This is a genomic window from Mesorhizobium tamadayense (assembly GCF_003863365.1).
Taxonomy (GTDB): Bacteria; Pseudomonadota; Alphaproteobacteria; order Rhizobiales; family Rhizobiaceae; genus Mesorhizobium; species Mesorhizobium tamadayense.
In genome coordinates this window covers 1-1,538 of the sequence record NZ_RQXT01000156.1, presented here as the reverse complement: position 1 = coordinate 1,538, position 1,538 = coordinate 1, and the positions used below count along the sequence as shown (strand labels likewise).

Here is a 1,538-nt window from a genome sequence, read left to right as displayed (position 1 = left end):
GAGCAAGGAGCGAAGCGACGCGGCGCAGACCCTAGGATCCATGCCGTTACATCGAAGCTCCGCCAGCGGTGCAGAATTCTGCTCCGCTGCAGCCTTCGGCCGAGGTCACGGCATGGATCCTTGGGTCTTCGCTCCGCTTCGCGTCGCTACGCCCAAGGATGACGACATTGGGGAGGCTTCGGCCAATCTCCGATGCATCTCCGAGCCGTCAACTATGTCTTCTGCAACTAGCCCCTTCGTATCGCCGCCAGGTGCCGTGAAAACTCCTGCGTCTCCATCAGCGCCTTGCAGCGGGCGAAGCGGCCGTCGGCATAGGCGCGGAAATCGTCGGCCGGGTTGTTGTTGGCGAGCTGGATCAGCCCCCAAAGCGTCCAGAGCAGGTCGCACATCGCCTTGTAGATGACGACGCGGCCGCGCTCGGCCGGTCTTGCCTCGCCGCCGAAATAGGCCCGCATCAGCGCCTCGTCCTGATCGGCGTCGAATTTGCCTTCGACCGAGAGATCGCCGAGGTCCCACAGCGGATCGTTCATGCCGGAGTATTCCCAGTCGACGATCCACATCCGCTCGCCGGTATCGAGGAAGTTCTCGCAGAGCGGATCGCAGTGGCAGGCGGCAAGCTGGATGGGGTGCGCGGCAAGTGCGGCACGCACGCTGCCCGCCTCGCGCACCACGTCGTGATAGCCAGGCGGCAGCGCGACATCCTTGCTCGACAGCACCTTCAGATAGTCGTCGATCATCGCGAATAGCTCGAAGCGGAAGGAAAAGACCGCGCCCGACCTATGCAGCCTGCGGAAGGCCTCGCCCGCGCGGGCCGCGCTGCCCTGTCTGACCTTGAACTTTTCCGGCGACATTGTTTCCGCACCGGCGACGAAGCGCGTCGCCATCAAGCCTGACGCGGGATCACAATAGAGCACCTCGGGGCTGACGCCGGCCGTTGCCGCCTCACGCGCCGCCACCGCCTCGTTGGCGCGGTTGATGTATTCGTACGTGCCCTTGCCGGGAATGCGCAGGCAGATGTCGCCTGCCTTGTAAACAAGATTGGTAAGGCCGCCCAGCCGCTCCAGCGGACCGTCATAGCCGGCCAGCAGCGGAATGGCGGCCAGCGCCGCGCGCGCCTCGTCCATCGTCACCCCTTTACCATCACGCCATCTTTTATGGCGGAACGGTTCCACAGTTTTTGCCGCTTGGCTACCATGGAGGACGCGAATCGGCGGCGGGAGCGGCAATGATGGACGGCAAGCATAACAGCGCACTGGGCGCGGCTTACGCAGCAACGCGGCCGGATGAAGTGGCGGCGATCTATGATAGCTGGTCCGAAACCTATGACGCGGACATGTCGGCGGCGGGCTATCGCCACCCGACGATCTGCCTGGCGCTGCTTGCCCGCCATCTGCCGCGCGGCGCCACACCTTTGCTCGATGCCGGCGCCGGCACCGGCCTGATCGGCGAATGGCTGGCCATCACCGGCTACCCACAAGTCGAGGCGCTCGACATCTCGCAAGGCATGCTGGACCGGGCGGCGGCCAAGGGCGTCTACA

The 1,538-nt window shown here is 64.9% G+C and carries 2 protein-coding genes; one reads left to right on the top strand and one right to left on the bottom strand.

Annotated features, from left to right (window positions below):
* Positions 1–227: 227 nt before the first annotated feature.
* Positions 228–1,130 carry a phosphotransferase family protein gene (locus EH240_RS36935; RefSeq protein ID WP_125007238.1) on the bottom strand — a complete coding sequence of 301 codons (903 nt, stop codon included), beginning with the start codon at positions 1,128–1,130 and terminating at the stop codon, positions 228–230.
* A gap of 95 nt (positions 1,131–1,225) precedes the next feature.
* Here EH240_RS36935 and EH240_RS36930 point away from each other — a divergent pair.
* Positions 1,226–1,538, top strand: a 313-nt coding sequence (locus EH240_RS36930; protein WP_425374877.1) for a class I SAM-dependent DNA methyltransferase, incomplete at its 3' end; no start/stop codon positions are given.